We start from the raw sequence: 22,891 nt of genomic DNA, 5'->3' as shown, positions 1-22,891 counted from the left end.
CGGCCGCGCCGGACCCTCGCCCATGCGCCTCGACGTCACCGACCTGCGCGCCTTCTACGCCAGCCCCTTGGGCGGGGTGACGCACCGCATCGTCGCCCGCGCGATCCATGGCTTTCTCGGCTCGGTCTCGGGCCTGCGGGTGCTCGGGCTCGGCTACGCCACGCCCTATCTCGGGCCCGTCCACGTCATCGCCGAGCGGACGCTCGCCTTCATGCCGGCGACCCAAGGCGTGGTGAACTGGCCCGGCAGCGGGCGCTCGTGCTCGGCACTGGCCGACCCGACGATGATGCCCCTGCCCGAAGCCGCCGTCGACCGGGTGATCCTGGTTCACGCCCTCGAATCCGTCGAGAGTCCCACCGAGTTGCTCCAGGACGTCTGGCGGGTGCTGACGCCGGGGGGGCGGATGATCCTGGTGGTCCCCAACCGCCGCGGTGTCTGGGCCCGGCGCGACGCGACGCCCTTCGGCCACGGCCAACCCTACAGCCGCTCGCAGCTCGCGCGGCTGATGCGAACGACGCAGTTCTCCCCCGAAGGTTGGGCGGAGGCCCTGTACATGCCGCCGGTGCAGAGCCGCGTCTGGCTGCGCACGGCCGGGGCCTGGGAGCGCCTCGGCACCGGCCTGTCGCTGCCCTTTGCCGGCCTGCACGTGGTGGACGCGACCAAGCAGCTGTATCGACCCGTCGCCGTCCGGCGGGTCCGGCGGGCGACCCGCCTCGCCCCGGCCCGCGCCCTGGTGCCGGCCCCCTCCCCCGGTTGATCCATGCTGTCCATCTTCGCTCCCGAGGCGACGCTGCAGAGCTTCGTGCTGGCCCTGTCGAGCCTGTTCTCCATCGTGAACCCCATTGGGTCGGCGCTGATCTTCGCCCAGGTCACCGCACAGAACTCCCATGCCGACCGGGTGGAACTCTCGAAGCGCATCGGGTTCTACGCGGCGCTGATCATGCTCTCGGCGCTCTGGGCAGGCGCGCCGATCCTCAACTTCTTCGGAGTCTCCCTGGCAGCACTCCGCATTGCCGGCGGCCTCGTGGTGGCGGCCTCGGCCTGGACCCTGCTGACGGCTCCGGAGGCGCGCGAAGCCCGCAAGCACGCCGAGGCGAAGGGCAGCACGCCCGACAACCTCGCCGAACTCGCGTTCTTTCCCCTCACCCTGCCGTTCACCACCGGCCCCGGCACCATCGCGGTGGCCATCGCGTTGGGTTCCAATCGTCCGGAGGCGGGGCCGGACCGCATCGGCTTCTATCTCGGCATGTCGCTTGCCGCCCTCGCCATCGCGGTGATCGTACGGTTCGTCTACGGCTCGGCCGACCGGGTGGTGACGCTGATCGGCCCCGTCGGCGCTCGGGTACTCGGGCGGCTCTTCGCCTTCCTGCTTCTCTGCGTGGGCACGCAGATCACCGTGAACGGCGTCACGGACGTGCTGGGACCTCTGCTTCCGCCCCGCTGAGGCCGAGGCCGGTCCGCCCCGGCGGCCTTCGCCTTGGCAGGTCTGGGCGCCTTGGCAGGTCTGGCCCGAGGCTGTACCGCAGGGCTCCAATCGTTCGGGAAGGACACGGGGATGCGGCTCGTGGTGGTCGGCGCCGGTGGGCGCATGGGGCGGATGCTGATCCGCGCGGTGGCGGAAGCCGAGGACTGCACCCTCTCGGGGGCCATCGAACGCGAGGGTGCCCCTGTGCTCGGCCAGGATGCCGGGGTGCTCGCCGGTCTGGCGCCCCTCGGCGTCGCCGTCACCGACGATCCCCTGCCGGTCTTCGCCGCCGCCGAGGGTGTCCTCGACTTCACGACGCCCACCGCCACCACCTTCTTCGCCGAGCTCGCCGCGCAGGCCCGAATCGTCCACGTGGTCGGCACCACCGGCATGGAGGAGGCGGATCTCGCCAAGCTCGCGGCGGCGGCCCACCATGCCCGTATCGTGAGGTCGGGCAACATGTCCCTCGGCGTCAACCTCCTCGCCGGCCTCGTGCGCAAGGTCGCCGCGGCCTTGGGCGAGGAATTCGACATCGAGATCGTCGAGATGCATCATCGCATGAAGGTCGACGCGCCCTCCGGCACCGCCCTGTTGCTGGGCGAGGCGGCGGCGGAGGGACGCGGGGTGGCGCTGGCCGACACGCGTGTCTCGACCCGGGACGGGCATACGGGGGCCCGCCGGCCGGGCGACATCGGCTTCGCGACCCTGCGCGGCGGCACGGTCGTGGGCGACCACAGCGTCGTCTTCGCCGGCGCGGGCGAGCGCCTGACCCTGAGCCACCACGCCGAGGATCGGGCGATCTTCGCCCGCGGCGCGGTGCGTGCAGCGCAATGGGCCTTCGACCGGCCGCCGGGCCTCTATGGCATGGCCGACGTCCTCGGGCTCTGATAAGGCCCCGTCGTCATTGCGCGTTCAGCTTGCGGCGCGCACACACCGCCCGGCCCAGCCCGATGCTGCGCTGCAAGAGAATCAGATTCAGGGGATCGATCCGCGATGGAGCGCCTGCTTGTCCTCGCTCGCCACGGCCAGAGCGAATGGAACCTCAAGAAGCTGTTCACGGGCTGGCGCGATCCGGAGCTGACGGAGCTCGGCATCTCCGAAGCGCGCACGGCCGGGCGCTGGCTTGGGCAGCAGGGCCACCGGTTCGATGTCGCCTTCACCTCTAACCTGCGCCGCGCCCAGCGCACCTGCGCACTGATGCTGGAGGAGATGGGCCAGCCCGACGTGGAGACGATCCGCGCCGAAGCCCTCAACGAACGGGATTACGGCGACCTGTCGGGCCTGAACAAGGACGACGCCCGCGAGCGCTGGGGCGACGCCCAGGTGCACCAGTGGCGCCGCTCCTACGACATCCCGCCGCCCGGCGGCGAGAGCCTGAAGGACACCGCAGCCCGCGTGCTGCCCTACTACATCCAGACCATCCTGCCCCGCGTCATGGCCGGTGAACGCGTTCTGGTGGCGGCCCACGGCAACTCCCTGCGCGCCCTCGTGATGGTGCTCGACGGCCTGACCACGAAGACCATCGCCAGCCTCGAGATCGCCACGGGCATTCCGCTGGTCTACCAGCTCAAGGCCGACACCACGGTGGAGAGCAAGTCGGTGCTGGAACGCGACATCGACCACGACGAGTGATGGGGCTGCCGGCGGAGCTCCGGCCCGTCGAACTCCTGCCGGGACTGATCCACTACCCCGGCTACCTCGACGGACCGGCGCGGTGCCGGCTGGCGGCGGACCTCGCCGCCCGCCTCGCGGACGCTCCCCCCTACCGGCCCCGGATGCCGCGCACCGGCCGGCCGTTCTCCGTGACCATGAGCAATTGCGGCGCCCTCGGCTGGGTCTCGGACCGGTCCGGCTACCGCTATCAGGCCCACCATCCCGAAACGGGCAAACCGTGGCCGGCGATCCCGGACCTCGCTTTGCGCGCCTGGGACGACCTGTCGGGTTATCCGGCCCTGCCCGAGGCGTGCCTCGTCAACCTCTACGACGCCGACGCGCGCATGGGCCTGCATCAGGACCGCGACGAGGCGGCCCTCGACGCGCCGGTCCTGTCCCTGTCGCTGGGTGCCTCCGCCCTGTTCCGCTACGGCGGCCCGAACCGGAGCAACCCGACGCGCTCGGTCCGCCTGCACGCGGGCGACGCCCTGATCATGGGCGGGGCCGCGCGTCTCATCCACCACGGCATCGACCGCATCCTGCCACCCGCGCCGGATCTCCTGGACTCCGCCGAACCCGGCCCGGGCTTCCTCCCTCAGGACGGGCGATGCAATCTCACCTTGCGCCGCGTGACGCGGCCCGGAGATGCGCCGACGGCTTGACACGGACAGGACTGGGGCCGACCCATCGGGATTGATCGGTCCGGTTTACGGACGACAGAATGCCCGGCGCGACGAGACCGGGCACCCCGCGGAGAAACAGCTCGATGCGTCTGCGTAGCCTCGCCCGTCCGGCCACGATCCTGGCCCTCCTCCTCGGCCTGACGCAGGCGGGCCTGGCAGCCGATCCGATCTTCCCCGCGAGTTCACGTTTCGGCTTCGAGCCACCGCCGGACATGGTGTCCTCGAAGCGGTTCTCCGGCTTCGAGCGGGTGGAGGGCGGTGCCACGGTTTCGGTGGTCGAGTTGCCGCCCAACGCCTTCGCGGAACTGGAACAGAGCTTCACCGACGCGAACCTGAAGCAGCAGGGCTTCATCGTGTCCAACCGCCAGGCGATCAAGGTCGCGGGCGACGTCGATGCGGTGCTGTTCACCGGCGAGCAGCCGGCGGCCGACCCGAGCACCGGACCGGCGATCAAGAAGTGGATGCTGCTCGTCGGCGATCCCACGGTGACGGGCATCATCATCGCCCAGACCACACCGGACGCCGAGACCGACGAGAGCATGGTGTCGATGCTCACGGGCGTCCGAATCCGCCCCGAACTCACCCTGGACCAGCAGGTCGCAGCCCTGCCGTTCCGGATCGGCGACCCGGCGGGATTTCGGCCCGTGCGGGTGCTCGCCGGCAATTCCGTGCTGATGACCCAGGGCCCCGAGGACCAGATGGCCGCCCTGGAACAGCCGATCCTGGTCCTCGCCCAGGCCGTGCAGCCCCCGCCCCAGGCCGAGCAGCGCGAGGCCTTCGCCCGCACGGCCCTGGCCTCCAACCAGACCATGAAGGACTTCATCGTCGAGCGGTCGCAGAGCTACCGTCAGAAGGGCGTCGATTGGCACGAGATCGTGGCGCGGGCCACGGATACGCCGTCCGGCATCCCCGTGGTGGTCTCGCAGACCATCCGCTTCGCCCCGGACGGGTATCTCCGGGCCGTCGGCGTGGTGCGGGCCGACCACCGCGAGGGCGTCCTCGCCCGCTTCCGCGAAGTCGTCGACAGCGTGCAGATCAAGTAGGCGTTCGAGGGTCGTAAAAAAGGCGACGGCGCCCTCGGCACCGTCGCCCTGTCGGTCGAGCCCCGTCGTGAGGCGCGTGTCAGGCCGCGTCGGCCGGGTTGGCGGCGACGGGCTTCGGACCGCCCTTGGCGACGCCGACCAGGGCCGGGCGCAGGGTGCGGTCGCCGATCACGTAGCCGGACTGCATCACCTGAACCACGGTGCCGCTCGGCACCTCGGCGTCGGGAACCTCGAACATGGCCTGATGGCGGTTCGGGTCGAAGCGCTGTCCCTTCGGATCGATGCTCTTCACGCCGTGACGCTCCAGGGTCTTGCCGAGGTCGCGCTCGGTCAGTTCGATCCCGTCGAGGAGCGCCTTGAACGCACCGGTGGCCCCGGTGCGCTCGGCCTCGGGCACGCTCTCCAGGGCACGCCGGATGTTGTCGGCGGCGTTGAGCATGTCGCGCGCGAAATTGGTGACGGCGTAGGTCCGTGCATCGGCGACCTCGCGCTCGGTCCGCCGGCGCAGATTCTCCATCTCGGCGAGCGTCCGAAGGACGCGGTCCTTGAACTCGTCGCGCTCGGCCACGAGGGTGGCCAGCGCCGCCGCCTCAGGGGCGCCCTCCGGCGTCGCTTCGGTCTGCGTGGTCTCGACCGTGGGGTCGTTCTCCATGTCGTTCGCCATCGTCACTTTTCGTCGGATCGGGGTTGCCGGGGATTGGCGCTGATATCAGGCGCGCGCGCCACGAAATCAACCGTGCAGCGTGCGGGGGATCCCGTTCCCGGGCCCAGGCCTTACGCTTCGCGCGGCGGCGGGGATTCGAGGAGGGCGTCGAGACCCTCGGCCCGCATGGCGGCGACGTCGCTGGCGAACACCTCCATCACGGCGGAGCGGATCGCCACCTGCCGATCGGGCTGGGTCACCCGCGTGCCGGTGAGGTCGGTGACGTAGAACACGTCCACGGCGCGCTCGCCGAAGGTCGCCACATGGGCCGAGGTGATGTTGAGGCTCAGCCGCCCCAGCGCCGCCGTCAGTTCGTAGAGCAGGCCCGGCCGATCGAGGCCGGTGATCTCGATGACCGTCTCGCGGCTCGACAGGGCATTGTCGATGGACATGTCCGGTGGCACCAGGAACGTCGGCGTACGCTTGTCCGGGGGATGCCGGTCGGCGACGAGGTCGGCGATGCGGATCTCGCCACGCAGCGCCCGCTCGATGGCCGTCGTGATGCGCTTGGCCCGGCGCAACTCGTCCTCGTCCCGCTCGAACGCCCGCGACAGCAGGATCGAATCGAGGGCGAAGCCGTCCGTGGTGGTGAAGATCTGTGCATCGACGATGTTGCCGCCCAGCGCCGCGCAGGCCCCGGTGACGATGGCCAGCAGCCGCGGATGGTCGGGCGAGTAGATCGTCAGCTCGGTGATGCCGCGCACGGGGTCGGTCTCGTCCGCGGTGGCGACGGTTCGGCCTTCCTCCATCAGGGTCTCGAGGAAACCCGCATGCTTGAACTGGCGCGTCGCATCGACCTTGAGCCAGTAGGCCTGGTTGTGGCGGCCCGCATAGGCATCGAAGGCCTCGGACCCCCAGTCGGCGAGCTGCTCGCGCAGACCCATCTGGATCATGCGGACCCGGTCCGTGCGGGCGATCTCGGAATGGCCGCCGGAAAGCACCACCTCGGTCTCGTCGTAGAGGGTACGCAGCAGGGTGCCCTTCCACGCGGTCCACACGCCCGGCCCCACGGCACGGATGTCGGCCACGGTCAGGATCATCAGGAGCTTCAGCCGCTCCAGGGTCTGCACGATCCCGGCGAACTTCTCGATGGTCTTCGGGTCCGAGAGGTCGCGGCTCTGGGCCGTCATGGACATGAGCAGGTGATGCTCCACCAGCCAAGCCACCGTCTCGGTCTCGGCGGGCTTCAACCCGAAGCGCGGCCCGAGCTTCTCGGCGATGGCCGCACCCGCAATGGAATGGTCCTCCGGGCGGCCCTTGGCGATGTCGTGCAGGAGGACGGCCACGAACAAGGCCCGCCGGTTGGAGATCGAGTCGATCAGGCGCGAGGCCAGCGGATGGTCCTCTTCCGTGCGGCCGGATTCGATGGCGGTGAGGACGCCGAGGGCGCGCAGCAGGTGCTCGTCCACGGTGAAGTGGTGGTACATGTTGAACTGCATCATCGCGACGATGCGGCCGAAATCCGGGATGAAGCGGCCGAGCACGCCGGCCTCGTTCATCAACCGCAGGATGGTCTCGGGCGAATTCTTCGAAGTCAGGATGTCGAGGAACAGCCGGTTGGCCTCCTCGTCGGCCCGCAGGGAATGGCCGATGAGGCGCAAGCTCCGGTTGGCCGCACGGGTCGCATCCGGGTGGATCGGCAGGTTGTGGCGGTCGGCGAGCCAGAACAGCCGGATCAGGTTCACCGGATCCTTCACGAAGGCATCGGCGTCGCGCAGGTTGATGCGGCCGTTGTCGTCCACGAAATCCTCCGCCTCGATGGCGGTGGCACGGAAGCGGTCGCGGAAACGTCCGATCCAGCGGTCGAGGACCGGCGTCCGCTTGGCGTGGCGCGCCTCGAGAGCGGCGCACACGATGGCGGTGAGGTCGCCCACATCCTTGGCGATCAGGAAATAGGCCTTCATGAAGCGCTCGACACCGGACAGGCCGCCGCGTGGCTCGTAGCCGAAGCGCTCGGCGACCTTCGGCTGCAATCCGAACGACAGGCGTTCCTCCGAGCGGCCGGTGATGAAGTGCATGTGGCAGCGCACGCGCCACAGCAATTCCTCGCAGCGCTCGAACACCCGGTACTCCTCCGGGGTGAACAGCCCGGCGGGCACGAGCTCGCTCTGATCGCGAACCCGGTAGGTGTATTTCGCGATCCAGAACAGGGTGTTGAGGTCGCGTAGACCGCCCTTGCCGTCCTTGACGTTGGGCTCGACGAGGTAGCGCGAGGCGCCCGCCTTGGTGACCCGCGCGTCGCGCTCGCGCAGCTTCGCCTCGACGAATTCGGGCGCCGTCCACATCACGAGTTCGGTATCGAACCGGGTCACGAGTTCCTCGTAGAGCCCCCGGGTACCGAACAGGAACCGCGCCTCCAGCAACGAAGTGCGGATGGTCATGTCGGCGCGGCCCTCGCGCAGGCACTCCTCCACCGAGCGCGTGGCGTGGCCGACCTTCAATTTGAGGTCCCACAACACGTAGAGCATCGCCTCGACGACGCTCTCGGACCAGGCCGTCTGCTTGTAGGGCAGCAGGAACAGGAGATCGATGTCGGAGCCCGGCGCCATGGTACCCCGGCCGTAGCCGCCCGTGGCCACCACCGCGAGCTGCTCGCCCGTCGAGGGGTTGTCGTTCGGATAAAGCCGCCAGACCACGGCGTCGTGGATTGCGCGGATCACTGCGTCCGTGAGGTTGCTCAGGCGCTGGGCACAGGCGAGGCCGTCGCGCTCCTCGATGAGGCGAGCCTCGGCATCGGCGCGCCCGAGGTCCATCACGCGCCGCAATTCGGGCACGAGGACGGCCCGCAGCCGCGTCGCCTCCCGGGCGTCGCGGTCGAGCGTCTCGAGAACATCGGCGAGGGCGGCAACGGCGTCGAACATAGTCAATCCCGTTAGCACGTTGGCCGATCGGCGCCAGGGGCCTCGCGGAGGCCGGGCGTGGGGCGCGGGATCGCCCAGCATCGGGCGCGGGGCTGTTCCGAGCCGGAAACCGGGTCCCATCGGGCGAATGCGCGGCCAAACCGCGCCGATCGCCGCGTGCGGAGCCGCGCGTTCCCTCGATCTGGCCGCCATCCCACGAAGGCGTTAGGTTCGGGACCAACACCCATAAAACACACGAGGAAACGCCCATGGACTCGTCGGCCCTGCGCTCGCTCCAGGCTCCGCTGAAGGATCAGTACCGCACCGACGCCGACTCCGCTTTGGTGACCCTGCGCGCCCGGGGCAGCCTCGACGACACATCCATCGCCTGCAAGGTCGAGACCGGACGCGCGCTGGCGGTGGCCGGCCTGCACCCGGCCACGGGGGGGTCCGGCGCCGAACTCTGCTCGGGCGACATGCTGCTGGAGGCCCTCGTCGCCTGCGCGGGCGTCACCCTCAAGGCGGTGGCGACCGCCCTGGAGATCGAGCTGCGCGCCGGCACCGTGAGCGCCGAGGGCGATCTCGACTTCCGCGGGACACTCGGCGTCGACAAGGGAGCCCCCGTGGGCTTCCGGGCGATCCGCCTGAGCTTCGCCCTCGACACCGACGCGCCCCAGGACAAACTCGACCAGCTCCTGAAGCTGACGGAGCGCTACTGCGTCGTGTTCCAGACCCTGAACCACAAGCCGGACCTGTCCGTCTCGAACACGCGGGGCTGAGTCCCGAAGGGGAGATCTGCGAAGGGGAGATCTGCGTTTCGGGCGCACCGGCCCTATCTCCCCTTCACATGATGATTTTCGAGTGGATCGTCGGCGTCCTGTTCGGCGCCGTCCTGTTGGCCGCCCTCGCCCGGCGCGTGGGCGCGCCGTATCCGGTGTTCCTGGCGCTCGGCGGCATCGCCCTGGCCTTCATCCCGGCGGTACCGAACCTCGTCCTCGACCCGGAACTGGCGCTCGCCCTGTTCCTCGCCCCCGTCCTGCTGGACGCCGGCTACGCCACCTCGCTCCGGGACCTGCGCACCCATTGGCGCCCCATCGCCGGCCTGGCGCTCGGCGCCGTGGTGGCCTCGACCCTGGCCGTGGCGTTCGTGGCGAAGCTCCTCCTTCCCGACATGCCCATCGCGGCCGCCATCGTGCTGGGCGCCATCGTCGCCCCGCCCGATGCCGTGGCGGCGCTGTCGGTGCTGCGCCACGTCGAACTGCCGCACCGCCTCACCACGATCCTGCGCGGCGAGAGCCTGCTCAACGACGCCGGCTCCCTGCTGATCTACCGCCTCGGCGTCACCGCGGCCGTCACCGGGACATTCTCCATCGCCGAGATCGGCCCGGCCTTCCTCATCGGCATCCTCGGCAGCGTCGTCGTCGGCCCGATCCTGGCCTACGCCTATACCCGGGCCATGCGGCCGGTCACCGACGCGCCGAGCGTCATCGTCCTGCAATTCGTCGCCGCCTTCGGCATCTGGATCGGGGCCGAGCACGTCCACCTGTCGGGGGTGCTGACCGTAGTCACCTTCGCCATCACGGCGGCGCGCCTCACGGCCGGGCGCACGCCGCCGCGCACCCGCATCGTCTCCTACGCCGTGTGGGACACGGCGGTGTTCGTCCTCAACGTGCTCGCCTTCGTGCTCATCGGCCTGCAGATCGGCCCGATCCTCGAGCGCCTGCCCCGGGAGCAGCAGATCTCCTACGCGCTCGTGGGCGGGGCGGTGTTCCTCACCGTGGTGGTGGTCCGCATCGTCTGGGTGCTGTCGGCCAACCACTTTTCACGATTGGGGGCCGAGGGCGAAACCAGTGATGACCGCGGCCCGGGCGCCGCGACGGCGGTGGCCTGGGCCGGCATGCGCGGTATCGTCACCATCGCGACGGCGCTGGCGCTTCCCGAGGGTGATCCGGGGTTTCCCTACCGCGACCTCATCGTGCTCACGGCCTTCTGCGTCATCATCGGCACCCTCACGGTCCAGGGCCTGACCCTGCGCCCGCTGCTGGGACGCCTCGGACTCAAGGACGACGATCCGGTGGGCCGCGAGATCGGGTACGGCCGCACCCAGGCCTACGGCGCGGCGCTCCACAGCCTCGAGGGCGAGACCGGCGCCCATGTGGACGCCCTGCGGGAGGAGTTCCGTGCGGCCCTCGACCAGGCCGGCAGGCAAGAGGACGGGTTCGCCTCCGAGACCCTGCCGGCCGACGCCGCACGGCGCAGTACCATCGAGGCCGCCCGCGACCGGGTGCTCGCCCTGCGCCGCTCGGGCGAGATCGGCGACGACGCCTATTACGTCCTGGAGGAGGAGTTCGACTGGGCCGAGCTCAACGCGACGCCGCGCGCCGAGCGGTGAGGTTCAGGCGGAGAGCACCGTGCTCACGCGGGCTTCGATGGCGTCCCACACGGACACCGCGAGATCGGGGCCGCCCAGGCGCTTGATCGCCCGGATGCCGGTTGGAGACGTGACGTTGATCTCGGTGAGGTTGCCGTCGATCACGTCGATGCCGACGAGGATCAGGCCGCGCCGCCGCAACTCGGGACCGATGGCGGCGCAGATCTCCAGTTCACGCGGCGTCAGGTCGGAGGCCGCCGCTGCCCCGCCCCGCACCATGTTGGAGCGGATGTCGTTGAGGGCCGGCACCCGGTTGATAGCGCCCAGGGGTTCGCCGTCGACGAGGATGATGCGCTTGTCCCCCTCGGTGATGCGCGGCAGGAAGCGCTGCACCACCCATTGTTCGCGGAACGTCACCGAGAACAGATCGAACATCGAGCCGAAATTCGCGTCCTCCGGCAGCACCCGGAACACTGCCGCGCCGCCGTGGCCATGGAGCGGCTTCATCACGATGGCGCCGTGCTCGGCCCGGAACGCCTCGATCTCCGCCTTGTCGCGGGTGATGAGGGTCGGCGGCATCAGGGCGGGAAAATCGAGGACGAACAGCTTTTCGGGCGCGTTGCGCACTTCGGCCGGGTTGTTCACCACCAGGGTCGAGGCCGGCAGCCGCTCCAGCATGTGGGTCGCGGTGATGTAGGCCATGTCGAAGGGCGGGTCCTGGCGCATGAGCACCACGTCCACCTCCGACAGGTCCATGCGCTCGGGGACACCAAGGATGGCGTGCGCACCCTCGACGTCCTGCACCGTCAGGGTTTCCACCCGTGCGGTCACCCGACCACCCTGGAGGGACAGCCGGTCGGGTGTGTAGTGCAGGAGCCGGTGCCCTCGCACCTGCGCTTCGAGCAGCAGGGCGAAGGTGGTGTCACCTGCGATACGAATTGCCCGGATGGAATCCATCTGGACCGCGACGGTCAGGGCCATGGCTCTCGAACTCCGGATCTCGAAAAGGGTGGAGAGCCGCCCCCGGACGCTACTTCTTGCCGCCGGTGCGCTTGTCGTAGTCGCCGATGGCGGCCTTGCACTCGGGCGACAAGCGGGCGCGGTTGCGATCCATGCAGGTCTCTGCGTCCTTGCTGTTGGGATCGACACCGGCGCAGAGGCGGAAATAGTCGTTCGCGCAGCCGAGCTGCAATCCCTGATCCTCGCGCTGGGCCTGGGCCGGACCGGCCGCCAGTACCATCAGGGCGAGCGGCGCGATCTTCAGGGCCGTCGAGAGGCTCAAGGGTCGTGACGTAACCACACGCATCCTGCGGTGTCCTTCGTTCGGGGAAAGATTGAAAGGGGCATATCGGGCCGCCCCGGCGCTTAGCAAGCGCGCGAAAGCCCACGCTTGTTCCCGTGCCTCGCGACACGGTCGGACGGCCGCAGTTGATGGCCCCGACAAAAAACCCCGCTCGCGCGAGCGAGCGGGGCCGAGTTCAAGGGAGGGATTGCCCGCCATGGGCGGCAAGGCTCATGCAAGCCATGCGCCACCCAATTTCCAAGCCATGCGGCATCCGAGCCACACCGGACGCCCGTGATGGAAAGGCGGCGTCGGTCGAGCCGTTCGACCGCTCTCGCCCCCGCCTTGGCAACAATCCGTTAACCACCCCGTGATGATCTCGGCCCACGAGAACGCCGATCGGACGACCCCGCAGGGTGTCTCCTCCTTCGGTCGAGACGGCACGGGGAGCCCGTGGCGCGCAAGAGCAACGGGACGGGATCGCAGCCGATGAACTTCGACAGGTCATCTTATACGGGGGGTCCCGAGCGTCCGACGGCCACCGTCGTGACCTTCCCGAGTGACGGACGCCGCCGCTTCCGGCGCAGCGCCGACGCGGCGCAGGACCCGCGCGGGGCGATTCTGCTGTTCACCGGTATCCGCTACGAGCGCATGACCGAGGCCAGCACCCCGATCGGACCCGAGACTCCGGCCCCCCGCCTGCGTCGGCGCTCCTGAGGCGCGGCCTCGCGAGTCCCCGGCGACCGGACCCGACGATGGCGATGGCGATGGCGGCCGATCCTCTCTCCCGTCGCATCGCGACGATCACGGCGATCCTCGTGATCGTCACCGGCTGCGCCCAACAAGGCGATTTCGGTCGCCCGAAGCCGGGAGCCTGGAACAGCCTGATCGAGACCACCGGCACCCTGGCCGCGCGCGAGCGCGGGGAGCCGGCCTCGGCCTTTCCCTTCACGGATGACGAGATCACCCTGCGCGACCGGGCCTGGCGCTTCCTGATGCCGGCGGCGGGGCACGATGCCTTCACGGACGCCCTCGCCAACCTGACCCGCAGTCGCGTGCTGCCGCGATCCTGGCGCCCGGACGACCCGGCGGCGTACTACGCCACCCTCATGGATGGTCCGTTCCGCTCGCCCGTATCGCGCTATCACCGTCTGTCGGAGGATATCGGCATCGATGCGCGCCTGCTGCCGGTCTTCGCCGCCATCGCCGCGCGGGTGAACCAGGCCGACGCCCTCCGTCTGCGTAGCCTGCCCTTCGCCAAATCCCTGGACGACCGCGACGTGCGCCAGGCTGCCATGCGGGTGGCCGAGAACCGCTGCCTCGTCGCCTGGGTCCGGACGGAGACGGACCTGCGGATCGCGCGCTACCGCTACGCCCTCGAACACCTCCTCGTCGCCGTTCCCTCGCCGGAGGCGGCCCTCGTCGAGCGGACCCTGCGGGCCCTGGAGGAGCGTCGTCCCCTCCTCGTGCCCCTGGTCCCACCGGCGACGGAGGAAAGCTGCGGCGGCTGGGAGGAGCGTGCGGTAGACGCTGCCCCCGCCCCGAGGCCCCTCGTCGTCAAGAACTGAGGACCGAGTCGAAGGTGCGTCGTCCCGTGCGACGCCTCGGCCAGACCGATCCGGATCCGAACACGCGTCCAAGTCGGATTCTCCACGATCCCTGAGCGGGGAGGACAGTATGGGGCGTTTGCAATGTGCCGAACCGTTGGGCGGCATTGACGGTCTCGGGCGAGGGTCGACGCACGCCGGAGCGCCGGACGCAGGGAGATGGTGGCGTGCGCTCGCGTGGCTGACGTTTACGGTGATCGCCGCCCTTGTCGTGGTCGGCCGCCCCGATCTCAGGATCGACGATGCGTACATCACGCTCCACAACGCCCGAACGCTGCTCGCCGGCGGCGCGGACCCGGCCTATGCCGGTTCCACGGCGCTGACGGGGGCGACGAGCGCCGTCCATCTCTTGGCGATCGCGGGTCTCGGGCTTCTTCTTCCGCTGGAGACCGCGAGCGATCTCGTCGGTCTCCTCGCCATTCTGCTCTACGTGGCCGGCCTCGACCGTATGGCCGTGCAGGCGGGATGCAGCCGTGTGGTGCTGATCTGCCTCGGACTCCTGGCCGGATACCAGACGCTGCACCTTGTCAACGGCCTTGAAACCGGGCTTGCGGCGGCAGCCATCGCCTGGAGCCTCGTTCTACGCGACGCGCGGTGGCTGCCCGTGCTGTGCGGAACTCTGCCCTTCCTCCGGCCGGAACTCGCGTTGCTGGCCCTGCCCCTCCTCGTCCGGCAGTGCTGGCTGGTGCGTGGGGCTCCCTCGCAGGTGCTGCGGATCACGGCCCTCGCGGCCGCAGCGGCGATCCCCTGGGTGGCGTTCTCATGGATGATGACCGGCAGTCTCGTCCCGGCGACGGGCGGCGCGAAGATCGCGTTCTTCGCGGAGGCGCCCCTCCCCCTCGCCGACAAGCTCATGATCGCGTCCTCGGCGATCCTGCACTCCGCGCTCCTGATCGTCGCCATCGGCGGCATCGGGTTGTGGCGCAGGCGGGCGGGATGGTGTGGAGCCATATTCCTTCTCGCCTGGCTCGGGTCCGCGACCTGGGTTTTCCCCGGCGGCCTGTCGCACAACTACTGCCGGTATCTCGCGGAAGCGGTGCCGGTCCTGCTCTTCGGTGCGGCCGGCTTGCTCACAGCCGAGCGGCGACGGGTGGCCTGCGTCGCGGTGCTGTGCCTCGTGGGCCTGCAGGCGAGGACCCTTCAGGCCGCTTGGGAAACGCAGCGGATGGCGCAGGCTCGCGAAGCGATGGTGGCCACCCTGCGCGCGACGGTCCCGGCGAACGCGCGCGTGGCGGTGCATGACGCGGGTTACGTGGCCTGGCGCCTGCCCGAACTCCGCCTGACCGATGTCGTCGGCCTGAAAACGCCGTCCAGTGCGCTCGCGTTCGTGCGTCATCCTGTCCGGAACGAGGATCGGGGACCCGCCCTCGCGGCGATCCTCGCATCCTCCGAAGCCGAGTATTTCGTCTACCTGACAGGTGATCCGTTCTGGTCGACCCTCGCCACCGACCTCGCACGCGTCGGTCAGTCGATGGAACCCCTCGGGCAAGGCGGAGCCTACACCGTCTTCCGCCTCGGAGTGCTGCCGACGGCGCCCCCCTGACGGGCTTTCAGAGTGCCTCACAAAACGCCCGATCACCGCCGGTTCTCACCCTGAGTCCGACAGCGCAGCGGGAGTTTTGTGAGAGACACTCAGCCTCCGGCCTTGTCCTCGGCGGGCACGTCCACCGTGCAGGACACGGCCTGCACCGCCGTGTTGGCCGCCGGCCTCTGGCTCGGCAGGGCGGCGATCACCCGCACCACCACATAACCCTTGGCGTCCGGCGCCACGATGCGGACGTCACGGGTGACGTCGTTCTCGTCCGCGTTGGCGAGCGCCTCGTCGTACTGGGCACGGGTGAGCACCACGAGATCGAGGGCACCGCGCACGGCCGCCTGGTCGGTGACCGCGTAGAAGGCGCCGCGCCGGCCGTGGACGGCGAGGGACAGCATCAGCGGCCCCGTGCGGGCAGAGACCCGCATGGGGCCATCGGCGAGATCGTAGGCGCAGATCCCGACCGCCACGGCCGGATCGGGAATGGGCAGCCACGCCTCGGGGGGCGAGGGGGTGTCGCCGGTGGCCAGCGTGTAGACCGGCATGGCGTGATCGAGTGTCTCGCCCGTGCGTGCCCGCGATAGGGCATCGGCTTCCGACAGGCGGGGGATCAGGAGGACGGCACCGATATGGACGAGCCCCGCCAGCACGAGACCCGTGGCGGTGGCGAGGAGGAAGCGGCCGCGGGACGTCATGCGGCGCATCCCGTGCGGGTGATGGCCGGCAGGGACGTGCGATCGAGGGTCCCGGCGCTCGCGGCCACGGGCGTGTCGTAGAGGCGCAGTGCGAGACGCACCGGCCCGCTGGCACGCGGCATCGCCAGCCAGTTGCCCGCTTGGACCTCGGGCGAGAGGGTGATGACGAAGCGCCCGTCGCGGTCGCGTAGGATCTCCGTCGAGGTGTAGCCCTCGCGTACGATGGTGCGGGCGGGATCGCGTGGGCCGCGCCCGGCGACCGTCACGGTCCAGGCCCGGGCGGGCGGTGTGATGCCCGCGATGCTGTAGGTACAGGTGGCGTCCAGGGTCTGCCCCTCGTCGTCCTGGGCGGCGGTGAGCAGCATCCCTTCGCCGACCGCCAGGGGAATCTCGCCCCGGCGGGCGTTCACGGCCCGGGCATAGGGATCGGCCCCCACGGAACCGGTGCGGGGCCACGCCGTCCATGCGCCGACGGCGACGCCCCCGAACGGGTACCCGCCCCGGGTGGCGTAATCGGCGGTGGCGAGCCCGATCCCTGCCCCGAGGGCGAGGGCGTAGAGGACGAGGCTGACGGTGGAGGCTCGGCGTACGCCGTCACGCGCCACGGCGGCGATACGCGCGCCGATGGTCCGCACACCGGCGTTTCCGGCCTCCGGGCGGGCGGGCGCGACCATGTCGGCGGCTTTCATCGAACCTGAGCTCTCACGCTTACGGAGTGGCGATGCGGCCGAATGCCGGGCGTGTCCCGTCGGCCACGTTGCCGGCCGCGCGCGGGGACGCGCCGCTGGCCTCGACGGTGCGGAACAGGCCGTTGACGCCGCCGATGACCTCGAAGGAACGCCGCGACAGCTTGCCGGCGGCGCTGGCCGCCGGATTGATCGGGGCGGCAGTCGGTGTCTGGGCCACGGCGCGCCCGACCTCCTTGAGGCCCGGCATCGGCTTCAGTTCGATACCCTGGTGGGCGATCTCCATCACATCGTGCCAGGCCATGGCGGGGAGCGAGCCGCCGGTCATCTTGTTGGTGGAGGTGTGGTCGTCGTTTCCGAACCAGACCGAGCCGACATAGTTGCCCGTGTAGGCGACGAACCAGGCATCGCGATACGCGTTCGTGGTACCGGACTTGCCCGCGACCTTGATGCCCTCGAGCTGGGCGCGCTTGCCGGTGCCCTCCTCCACCACCTTGGTGAGCATGTAGTTCATGTCGGCGACCACCTGGGTCGAGAGCACCTGCTCGACCGCCTCGTCGGCATGGCGGTAGATCACCTCGCCGGACGAGTTCTTCACCTCCATGGCGGCGTAGGGCTTGGCCTTGCGCCCGCCGTTGGCGAACACCGCGTAGGCGGCGGCCTGATCGATCACGTTGACCTCGGCCGAGCCGATGGGCAGGGACACCGAGTTCGTCGGCAGCGGCGTCGTGATGCCCATGCGGTGGGCGGTCTCGACGATCTTGACCCGGCCGGCGGTGGCGGCCGCGAAATCCCCCTTGATGCCCATGCCCTTGCCGATGGCGATGGAGATCTGGATCGGGATGGTGTTGATGGATTTGGCCACCGCCACCGTGAGGTTGGTCGGGCCGGAGAACGAGCGGCCGTAATTCTGCGGGCACCAGTCGCCGAGGCAGACCGGGCGGTCGACGACCCGGGTGTCGGGCCGGTACAGGCCGGACGCGAGGCCTGCGGCGTAGACGTAGGGCTTGAACGAGGAGCCCGGCTGGCGCAGGGCGTCGGTGGCGCGGTTGAACTGGCTCTCGCCGTAATCGGCCCCGCCCACCATGGCACGCAGCGCGCCATCCGGGTCGAGGATCACCATGGCGGCCTCGTCGACGTCGTACTGATCGCCGTAGCGGCGCAGGGTGTTCTGCACCACCTCGTCGGCGCGCTTCTGGATCGTGAGGTCCAGCGGCGTCTTGACCGTGAGCACGCGGTCGCTGCGGAAGCGGCCCGCATCGGCCATGCCCTTGATCTCGCCGAACGCCCAGTCGAGGTAGTAGTCCGCCGTGATGTCGCGGGTGCGGGTCACCGGAGTGGCCGGGTTGCGCAGGGCCGTCTGGATCTGGCCCTCCGTGACGAAGCCGGCCTCGACCATGTTGTGCAGCACGTCGACGGCGCGGGCGCGGGCGGCGGGCAGGTTGACGTGGGGCGCATACTTCGTCGGCGCCTTGAACAGACCGGCCAGCATGGCGGCTTCGGCGAGGGAGATGTCCTTGAGCGGCTTGCCGAAATAGTAGTCGGCGGCCGCCACGGCGCCGAAGGTGCCGCCACCCATATAGGCGCGGTCGAGATAGAGCTTCAGGATTTCGTTCTTGGTGAGGTGGCTTTCCAGCCACAGGGCGAGGAAGGCCTCGTTGATCTTGCGCTCGAGGGAGCGCTCGTTCGTCAGGAACAGGTTCTTGGCGAGCTGCTGCGTGATGGACGAGCCGCCCTGCGTGTTGCCGCCGCCGCGCGAATTCGAAACCAGCGCGCGCGCCGTGCCGATGGGGTCGATGCCCCAATGCTCGTAGAAGCGCCGGTCCTCCGTCGAGACCAGGGCCTTGATCATGATATCGGGGAAGTCGTCGAGCTTCAGCGAATCGTCGTGCTTGATCCCGCGCCGTCCCACCTCGGCGCCGTAGCGGTCTAGGAAGGTGACGGCGAGATCCTGGGTCTTGAGCCAGTTGTCGCTGGTCTGGTTGAAAGCGGATTGCGCCAGCGCCAGCATCAACACCGCGCCGCCGGTGCCGAGCGTCATCGCCTCGCTGGTCAGGTCGAGGACACCGCGCTTCCAGCCCCGCACGGCGAAGACGTTCATACGCTCCTGGAAACGCTCGTAGGTCTCGCCGGCCGAGCGGCCGCTGTCGTAGAGACCCGCGTTCACCCAGGCGTCGAAGGCCAGGGCCGCACGCTTGAACCGCGTCGTCAGGGAAGTGGCGTTGGGCAAGCGCACGATCTGTTCTTCACGTCCCTGGAGGGCAGCCCGATCCGGTCCGCACCGCGGCATTCAGTCTATCAAGCCGCGCATCGGTTCGCGAGACACCCGATACCATGCGCAACGCGCCGGCGGCATGGCACGTCGCCGCGTGCACCGGCTCAAGATCGGATTAACCTTGACGCGGGAATGGGGCGCGCCGGTGGCGCTTGCTCATTGGGACGCGTTGCGGCAAGGGAACCCTTCGCCCGTCCCACCGCACATCCTGACCTTGGGGTTCCCGAATGCGGGATCGCACGCCCGCACGCCCGTCCGGGCCGCCGGCCTCCACCGAACCGTTCTGGCGCACCAAGACGCTGGACACGATGACGCCCGCCGAGTGGGAGAGCTTGTGCGACGGTTGCGGCCGTTGCTGCCTCCTGAAGCTCGAGGACGAGGACACGGGCGAGGTCTACCATACGGATGTGGGCTGCACCTTGCTCGACGGGCACGGTTGCCATTGCCGTGATTATCCCCGCCGGCAGAAGCGGGTGCCGGATTGCGTGCGCCTGACGCCGGAGGCCGTGCGGACGATCCCGTGGCTGCCGCCGACCTGTGGGTACCGCCTCGTGCGCGACGGCGAGGACCTGCCCGACTGGCATCCCCTGGTGAGCGGCCGGGCAGCCAGCGTCCACGAGGCCGGCATCTCCATCCGCGGTCGCGTGTCGGGCAACGAGGAGGAGTTCACCGCCGACGAACTCCTGGACCGCATCGTGACCTGGCCGGCCCGCACGCCCGAGACCGAAGACCCCGAAGACTGAGTTTTTCGCGGTTTCTCGGCTTCGCCAAGCTTCAGGGCGCCAGGGTGAAGCGATCGACGTCGCGCAGGAGTTCGAGGACCGCGCGGGCGCCGTGATCGAGGGCGGCGTGTCCCGCCTCGGCCGTCCCGAGGCGCGCATCGCCGATGGCCCCGGCCGGGTTGAGATCCCCCGCCTTCCAGGCAAAGGCCGCCGGGCGCCCGGCTCGGAGGTGCGTGAACGCCTGCTCCATCTCGAGGGTGCGCGGTGTGAAGTCGGCGATGCGGTCGATCCGCACGCGGTCGGGGCAGAGCGCCAGCATCAGGGCGGTCTCGATGCCCCCGCCATGGATGCCGTGCCGGATCTCGGCTTCGGGAAACAGGCCCTCGGGATAGCCGAATCGGCTCCAGGCGGTGGTGACGGCGACCATGTCGAGGCGGGCGCGCAGGTCGGCGGCCACGAGATCGATGAGGCCGCTGTTGCCGCCATGCGCGGTGACGAGGACGAGCTTGGTGCAGCCGGCCCGGTGAATCCCGGTGCCGATCTCGCCCCATGCACCGAGCGCCGTCGCGCTCGTGAGGCTCAGGGTCCCCGGAAACGCGTCGTGCTCGTCGGACTTCCCGATGGCCTGCACGGGCAGGACGAGGACGTCGAGATCGTCGGCCGGCAGAGCCATGAGCCGGGCGAGGTAGCCCTCGGCGATGTCGAGATCGGTGGAGAGGGGGAGGTGCGGGCCATGCTGCTCTATGGCGGCCACGGGCAGCACGGCGATGGTGCGGCACATATCTCGATGCCGAAACTCATCGGTCGTCAAAGCGGACCATGGACGAATGGACATCTGGCTGGTCTCCTCGGTCTCATTCCTCCGCCGGAAAGCGGGCTGAACCGGTAAGATCCTCAGTACAGTAACGAACCCTTATGGTCGCGTGACCTAAGGTTAATGGAAACGACGCCACGACCGGTCCTGCATGAGCCCGACATCTCGCACGCGCAATCCCGGACCGGCCAAAGATCGGTCGAGTCCGGAGCGAAACGCCCGACGCCAGAGATTCGGCGCACTCATCGATGCACCTGCCGATACGGAACGGCTGCTGCAGGAGATCGCTCGCCTGCGCGCGATGCTCGACACCAATTCGGACTGGATCTGGGAGGTGGATGCCCAGGGGCGCTACACCTACGCCTCGCGTCATTCCCTGGTGCTTCTCGGCTACGAACCGCACGAGATCATCGGCCGGACGCCGTTCGACTTCATGCCGCCGGACGAAGCCAAGCGGGTGGGGAGCGCCTTCGCCGAGATCGTGCGCGAGAAGCGTTCCTTCGCCGGACTGATCAACCGCAACCGCCACCGGGACGGCCGCATCGTCGTCCTCGAGACGAGTGGCGTGCCGCTCTTCGACGCCGACGGCGGGCTGCAGGGGTATCGGGGGATCGACCGGGACGTCACAACCCAGGAAACGGAACGGACGCGATTGCATCACCTCGCCCGCCGGGACGACCTGACGGGGCTCGGCAACCGGCTGGCCCTGCGCGAGCGGTTGAGCGAGGCCATGACAGAGCCGGCGACGGACTTTGCCGTGATCCTGTTCGACCTCGACCATTTCAAGCCGATCAACGACACCCTCGGCCACGCCGCGGGCGACCTGTTGCTAACCCTGCTCGCCGGCCGAATCGCCTGCCTGGCGGCACCGGCGCGGATGTTCCGCCTCGGCGGGGACGAGTTCGTCATCGTCGCGCCGGACGGGTCACTGGCCACCGCCATCGTCGAGCGCGCCCGCGCGGGCCTCGCACAGCCGTTCGAGGTGTACGGAGCCTCCCGGCGGATCTCAGCCAGCTTCGGCATCGCCACCCGTCCACCGAACGCGGTAAGCCCGGAGGAGGTTCTGGCTCGAGCCGATACGGCCCTGTACGAAGCGAAGGCCCGGCGCCCGGCACCCGAGGCTGAGCGCCACGTCCCCACCGGGGCGTAGCGAGCGCCGGCGAGACGGGTCCGGCTCGCCTCAGCGTGTCCGGCGCATGAGCCACCCGGTGGCGAAGGCGGCAGCGGCGACCACCAACAGCGTGGTGTTCCGGTTGTCGTCGGCTCGGGCTGCGATATCCCGTCCCCGCCGCACCGCTTCGTCACGGTAGCCACGGCCGCGTTGCCGCAGATCCTCGGCACGATCCTGGACCTCGCTCGCCACAGCTCGACCTCGGCTGCGGGCCTCGTCGATGAACTGCGTGCCGTCGCGATGCAGGCCGTCCGCGGTCTCGCGAGCCCGGCCATACCCGTGCTGGAGCGTCCCGGCGACCTGATCCACCGCGCCGTCGATCTGCTGACGCGGGCGCCCGGTCACGGCGCCCAGGGCCGTCCGGCCGCGGCCACGCAGGTTGCGCAGGCCGCCCTCGAATTGATCTCTGTTCATTCCGGTTCCTCTCTGCCGCAGCGGACCCGATGTCCGCGGCGCTGAATGCCCCGGGCCAGGCACGGCCCACCGATGGGGCTCCGATCAGATCTTCTTCACGGCGTCGGCTGCGCTCTGCGCCGCGTTCTTGATGCCGTCCTTGGCATCGCCGACGGTCTTCTGCGCTTCGCCCTTCAATTCCTGGGCCCTGCCCTCGGCCTGGAGCTTCTCGTTTCCGGTGACGGAGCCGACGCCCTGCTTGATGTTGCCGACGGCCTCGTTGGCCAGACCCTTGATCTTGTCCGTCGTGCTGCTCATCGAACTCTCCGTGAATGGGCCAGGATCTGGGCCGACCGCCAAGGAGGCGACCGTCTGCCACAGGCCAGGCGCAACCGCGCAGCACCCGGAAATGTTCCGGTCCAGGCCGGCCCGGCGGCTCAGCCCCCCGTCGATTGCTGCGATGCACGCTTAGTCCTTTGCATCGCAAGATCACCGTCCGTCATCGCTGTTTGACGACAGCTGTCTCAAATTTTTTACATGGGTGTCCAAAAAATTTTACAGAAGAGCGCAAGATGGCGCCATGGCGAAGCTGCTTGAATTCAAAATAATTGCGGTTAGAACCGTGCGGCATTACCAAAAGTTGATCCAAGGACAACGCCATGACCGCGCGCACCGCTGCGCCCGTCCCCGGTGGGACCGCCTACGCCGCCTCTCCGACGATCGCCGCCCCCCCGTTCGGCCGCTGGGGCCAACTCGTGATCGGCGTCATCTGCATGGTGATGATCGCCAACCTCCAGTACGGCTGGACGTTCTTCGTCCCCGACATCCAGAGGAAGTTCGGCTTCGACCGGGCCGCGATCCAGTGGGCCTTCACCCTGTTCGTGCTGTTCGAGACCTGGCTCGTCCCCGTCGAGGGCTGGTTCGTCGACAAGTACGGCCCGCGCGTCGTGGTGN

23 protein-coding genes and 1 pseudogene are annotated in these 22,891 nt (G+C 69.4%); 14 read left to right on the top strand and 10 right to left on the bottom strand.

The genetic code is table 11. The features are described 5' to 3' along the window. Positions 1-22 precede the first annotated feature (22 nt). The 6 genes from ASF52_RS20630 to ASF52_RS20605 all read left to right on the top strand — a co-directional run bounded on the left by ASF52_RS20630 (position 23) and on the right by ASF52_RS20605 (position 4,844). Positions 23-757: a methyltransferase domain-containing protein gene (locus tag ASF52_RS20630; RefSeq protein ID WP_056176335.1), complete on the top strand. Its 735-nt coding sequence runs from the start codon at positions 23-25 to the stop codon at positions 755-757. Between the two features lie 3 nt (positions 758-760). Then, on the top strand, positions 761-1,444 hold the full coding sequence (locus tag ASF52_RS20625; protein WP_056176332.1) for a MarC family protein: 684 nt from the start codon (positions 761-763) through the stop codon (positions 1,442-1,444). A gap of 111 nt (positions 1,445-1,555) precedes the next feature. Beyond that, on the top strand, positions 1,556-2,353 hold the full coding sequence (gene dapB, locus ASF52_RS20620; RefSeq protein ID WP_056176330.1) for a 4-hydroxy-tetrahydrodipicolinate reductase: 798 nt from the start codon (positions 1,556-1,558) through the stop codon (positions 2,351-2,353). 105 nt (positions 2,354-2,458) lie between these two features. Continuing rightward, positions 2,459-3,097, top strand: coding sequence for a 2,3-bisphosphoglycerate-dependent phosphoglycerate mutase (locus tag ASF52_RS20615; RefSeq protein WP_056176327.1), 639 nt, complete (start codon positions 2,459-2,461; stop codon positions 3,095-3,097). Then, on the top strand, positions 3,097-3,780 hold the full coding sequence (locus ASF52_RS20610; RefSeq protein ID WP_056176325.1) for an alpha-ketoglutarate-dependent dioxygenase AlkB: 684 nt from the start codon (positions 3,097-3,099) through the stop codon (positions 3,778-3,780). Before ASF52_RS20615 ends, ASF52_RS20610 begins: the two co-directional genes overlap by 1 nt. 104 nt (positions 3,781-3,884) lie before the next feature. Further along, positions 3,885-4,844, top strand: coding sequence for a hypothetical protein (locus tag ASF52_RS20605; protein WP_056176322.1), 960 nt, complete (start codon positions 3,885-3,887; stop codon positions 4,842-4,844). Positions 4,845-4,923: 79 nt separating this feature from the next. Here ASF52_RS20605 and grpE read toward each other — a convergent pair whose 3' ends face one another. Then, entirely contained in the window at positions 4,924-5,508 is a 585-nt protein-coding gene (grpE, locus tag ASF52_RS20600; RefSeq protein WP_056176319.1) for a nucleotide exchange factor GrpE, read from the bottom strand. Positions 5,509-5,618: 110 nt separating this feature from the next. After that, positions 5,619-8,408 (bottom strand): [protein-PII] uridylyltransferase, encoded by a 2,790-nt coding sequence (locus ASF52_RS20595; RefSeq protein ID WP_056176316.1) that lies wholly within the window; start codon positions 8,406-8,408, stop codon positions 5,619-5,621. 248 nt (positions 8,409-8,656) lie between these two features. Between ASF52_RS20595 and ASF52_RS20590 the strand changes: the two genes are divergently transcribed. Continuing rightward, positions 8,657-9,166, top strand: a complete 510-nt coding sequence (locus ASF52_RS20590; RefSeq protein ID WP_056176314.1) for an OsmC family protein — start codon at positions 8,657-8,659, stop codon at positions 9,164-9,166. A 68-nt stretch (positions 9,167-9,234) separates the two neighbouring features. Further along, positions 9,235-10,779 carry a cation:proton antiporter gene (locus tag ASF52_RS20585; RefSeq protein ID WP_056176311.1) on the top strand — a complete coding sequence of 515 codons (1,545 nt, stop codon included), beginning with the start codon at positions 9,235-9,237 and terminating at the stop codon, positions 10,777-10,779. Between the two features lie 3 nt (positions 10,780-10,782). On the opposite strand, the gene gshB is transcribed toward ASF52_RS20585, so the two are convergent. Continuing rightward, positions 10,783-11,739, bottom strand: a complete 957-nt coding sequence (gshB, locus tag ASF52_RS20580; protein ID WP_056176307.1) for a glutathione synthase — start codon at positions 11,737-11,739, stop codon at positions 10,783-10,785. A 49-nt stretch (positions 11,740-11,788) separates the two neighbouring features. Beyond that, positions 11,789-12,064: a hypothetical protein gene (locus tag ASF52_RS20575; protein ID WP_056176304.1), complete on the bottom strand. Its 276-nt coding sequence runs from the start codon at positions 12,062-12,064 to the stop codon at positions 11,789-11,791. A 522-nt stretch (positions 12,065-12,586) separates the two neighbouring features. On the opposite strand from ASF52_RS20575, the gene ASF52_RS23025 reads away from it, so the two are divergent. The 3 genes from ASF52_RS23025 (at position 12,587) to ASF52_RS20560 (ending at position 15,190) form a co-directional block, all read left to right on the top strand. Next, positions 12,587-12,757 carry a hypothetical protein gene (locus ASF52_RS23025; protein ID WP_200937414.1) on the top strand — a complete coding sequence of 57 codons (171 nt, stop codon included), beginning with the start codon at positions 12,587-12,589 and terminating at the stop codon, positions 12,755-12,757. 44 nt (positions 12,758-12,801) lie between these two features. Beyond that, positions 12,802-13,608: a hypothetical protein gene (locus ASF52_RS20565; RefSeq protein ID WP_443136714.1), complete on the top strand. Its 807-nt coding sequence runs from the start codon at positions 12,802-12,804 to the stop codon at positions 13,606-13,608. 232 nt (positions 13,609-13,840) lie between these two features. Then, the gene (locus tag ASF52_RS20560; protein WP_056176300.1) at positions 13,841-15,190 is read left to right on the top strand and encodes a hypothetical protein; all 1,350 of its coding nucleotides are present in this window, start codon (positions 13,841-13,843) and stop codon (positions 15,188-15,190) included. 89 nt (positions 15,191-15,279) lie between these two features. Here the strand turns inward: ASF52_RS20560 and ASF52_RS20555 are convergent, their stop codons facing one another. Genes ASF52_RS20555 through ASF52_RS20545 form a run of 3 tightly spaced genes read right to left on the bottom strand, consistent with a single transcriptional unit; the run spans position 15,280 to position 18,798 of the window. After that, positions 15,280-15,876: a DUF1254 domain-containing protein gene (locus tag ASF52_RS20555; RefSeq protein WP_056176920.1), complete on the bottom strand. Its 597-nt coding sequence runs from the start codon at positions 15,874-15,876 to the stop codon at positions 15,280-15,282. Beyond that, complete coding sequence (locus tag ASF52_RS20550; protein ID WP_244473887.1) at positions 15,873-16,565, bottom strand: DUF1214 domain-containing protein; 693 nt, start codon at positions 16,563-16,565, stop codon at positions 15,873-15,875. Before ASF52_RS20550 ends, ASF52_RS20555 begins: the two co-directional genes overlap by 4 nt. 19 nt (positions 16,566-16,584) lie before the next feature. Further along, positions 16,585-18,798: a transglycosylase domain-containing protein gene (locus ASF52_RS20545; protein WP_056176913.1), complete on the bottom strand. Its 2,214-nt coding sequence runs from the start codon at positions 18,796-18,798 to the stop codon at positions 16,585-16,587. 266 nt (positions 18,799-19,064) lie between these two features. On the opposite strand from ASF52_RS20545, the gene ASF52_RS20540 reads away from it, so the two are divergent. After that, positions 19,065-19,580 (top strand): YcgN family cysteine cluster protein, encoded by a 516-nt coding sequence (locus ASF52_RS20540; protein ID WP_056176297.1) that lies wholly within the window; start codon positions 19,065-19,067, stop codon positions 19,578-19,580. Positions 19,581-19,611: 31 nt separating this feature from the next. Here the strand turns inward: ASF52_RS20540 and ASF52_RS20535 are convergent, their stop codons facing one another. After that, positions 19,612-20,394 carry a creatininase family protein gene (locus ASF52_RS20535; protein WP_056176294.1) on the bottom strand — a complete coding sequence of 261 codons (783 nt, stop codon included), beginning with the start codon at positions 20,392-20,394 and terminating at the stop codon, positions 19,612-19,614. A 130-nt stretch (positions 20,395-20,524) separates the two neighbouring features. On the opposite strand from ASF52_RS20535, the gene ASF52_RS20530 reads away from it, so the two are divergent. Then, on the top strand, positions 20,525-21,523 hold the full coding sequence (locus ASF52_RS20530) for a sensor domain-containing diguanylate cyclase (protein ID WP_244473886.1): 999 nt from the start codon (positions 20,525-20,527) through the stop codon (positions 21,521-21,523). A 30-nt stretch (positions 21,524-21,553) separates the two neighbouring features. On the opposite strand, the gene ASF52_RS20525 is transcribed toward ASF52_RS20530, so the two are convergent. Together ASF52_RS20525 and ASF52_RS20520 are read right to left on the bottom strand one after the other, a co-directional pair. Next, complete coding sequence (locus ASF52_RS20525) at positions 21,554-21,958, bottom strand: CsbD family protein (protein ID WP_056176291.1); 405 nt, start codon at positions 21,956-21,958, stop codon at positions 21,554-21,556. Positions 21,959-22,042: 84 nt separating this feature from the next. Then, complete coding sequence (locus ASF52_RS20520; RefSeq protein ID WP_056176288.1) at positions 22,043-22,255, bottom strand: CsbD family protein; 213 nt, start codon at positions 22,253-22,255, stop codon at positions 22,043-22,045. 341 nt (positions 22,256-22,596) lie between these two features. Between ASF52_RS20520 and ASF52_RS23375 the strand changes: the two are divergent. Beyond that, a pseudogene (locus ASF52_RS23375) lies at positions 22,597-22,890 on the top strand (oxalate/formate MFS antiporter); the annotation flags it as partial. Position 22,891: the final 1 nt, after the last annotated feature.

This window comes from Methylobacterium sp. Leaf112 (genome assembly GCF_001423295.1).
Taxonomy (GTDB): Bacteria; Pseudomonadota; Alphaproteobacteria; order Rhizobiales; family Beijerinckiaceae; genus Methylobacterium.
The sequence above is the reverse complement of the archived record's forward strand: the minus strand, read 5'-3'. Positions and strand labels throughout refer to the sequence as shown.